Source organism: Dietzia sp. B44 (genome assembly GCF_014145245.1).
GTDB lineage: Bacteria > Actinomycetota > Actinomycetes > Mycobacteriales > Mycobacteriaceae > Dietzia > Dietzia natronolimnaea.
Genome location: NZ_JAALEF010000174.1, coordinates 1 through 1,665, shown reverse-complemented (window position 1 = coordinate 1,665; position 1,665 = coordinate 1). Strand labels below are relative to the sequence as shown.

Below are 1,665 nucleotides of genomic sequence, written 5' to 3'. Positions count from 1 at the left end.
CCTGGCGCTGGTCGGCACGTTGCTCCACACGATCGGCATCCCGGGCCTCCAGCAGATCCCCCCGTACCGCATCGACCTGGACGTGTACCGGGTCGGCGGGCAGGTCTTCCGCGACGGAGGCGAGCTCTACGGCGAGCTCCCCCAGCTCGCGCGGGGTGACATGCTCCCCTTCACCTATCCCCCGCTGTCAGCGCAGATCTTCTCGGTGTTCACGCTCGTCCCGCTGGCCGCGGCGTCGGTCATCATCACGCTGGCCACCATCGCGGTGCTCGCCTACGTGGTGCAGCTCGTCCTCACGCGCACCTGTGATCGCCCGACCCGCGAGCTGTGGTGGATCACGGTCGCCGTGATGGCCGTGGCTCTGTGGTTCGGCCCGGTGCGGGAGACGATCGGGTTCGGTCAGGTCAACGTGTTCCTCATGGCGTTGGTGTTGGTCGACGTCATCCGCGGCCGGGGCCGCTGGTGGGGTGGGAGCCTCACCGGTCTTGCGATGTCGATCAAGCTCACCCCCGCGGTGTTCCTGCTGTACTTCGCGCTGCGTCGCGACTGGCGGGGCCTGGGGACGGCGGTCCTCGCCGCCCTGGCCTTCACCGGCATCGGACACCTGTTGACCCCGGACGATTCGGCCCGCTACTGGTCGTTCGCCATCCGGGATCCCGCCCGTATCGGCGGGTTGTCCTTCACGTCCAATCAGTCGGTCAACGGGCTCGTGCACCGCCTGGGTCTGGAGGACACGGCGGCGACGGTGGCGTGGTTCGTGGTGTCCGCCCTGGTGGGACTCGGTATCGCCTGGGTGGCGTGGCGGTTGCTGCGTCGCGGCCACGAGGTCGCCGCCGCGGTCGCGGTGGGGTTCGTCGCCCTGTTCTGCTCGCCGGTGTCCTGGGGACACCACTGGGTGTGGTCCGTGCCGGCCGTCGTGCTCACGGTGGTGTGGGCGGCACGCGCCGCCGGGAGGGACGACGACGACGAGCGCGGCTGGCTCGTCCTGGCCGGGTCCGGCATCGTGGTCTTCCTGACCACACCGCAGTGGTGGTTCCCCCACGACGAGGGGCGTGAGCTCGCGTGGGGGCCGATCCAGCACCTGGTGGGTGACGCCTACCTCGTCTGGGCGGTGGCCTTCCTCGTCGTCGTCGGCGTCCGGGCCGCCCGGCTCGGCGACCCCGACCGGTACGGCGATCCGGACACGCCGGCGCTCCTCGTGCGCGGCGGCACCCGCTGACCGAGTCCGTCAAGGTCAGGGGCGGCTCTGTGGAGAGCGGATCGGTTGTCCACAGATCGCCGTTCGGCACTGGTCCGGCCCGGCCGTCCGCGACACCATTCCGGGCATGGACTACTTCTTCGGAGACGGCGTCGGTGAGCCGACGCAATGGCAGGGTGCGCCCGAACTCGCCCTCGGGACCGGTGCCGCGGACGCGCTGTGGCTGGATTTCGACGGCGACGGGTACGCCGACGACGCACTGTGGGACTCGGACCTCGACGGGGTCGCCGACCGCGTGGTGACCGATGTGGGTACTGACGCCCAGGCGGTCTACTCGGACGCGGGCGGCCGCGGGGTGTGGAACGTCTTCGCGGGTGGGGCCGGTGCCCTGGCGGCGGGGTCCGTGGGGGCGGGTTCGCTCGGCGCGGGCTCCGCCGGTGGTGGTTCTGTCGGCGCGGGGTCCGTGG

The 1,665-nt window shown here is 71.4% G+C and carries 1 protein-coding gene and 1 pseudogene; both read left to right on the top strand.

Translation table 11 applies throughout. From position 1 onward, the window contains the following. Positions 1-1,219, top strand: a 1,219-nt coding sequence (locus G6017_RS06765) for a glycosyltransferase 87 family protein (RefSeq protein ID WP_182616598.1), incomplete at its 5' end; no start/stop codon positions are given. 106 nt (positions 1,220-1,325) lie between these two features. Beyond that, a pseudogene (locus tag G6017_RS06760) lies at positions 1,326-1,665 on the top strand (hypothetical protein); the annotation flags it as partial.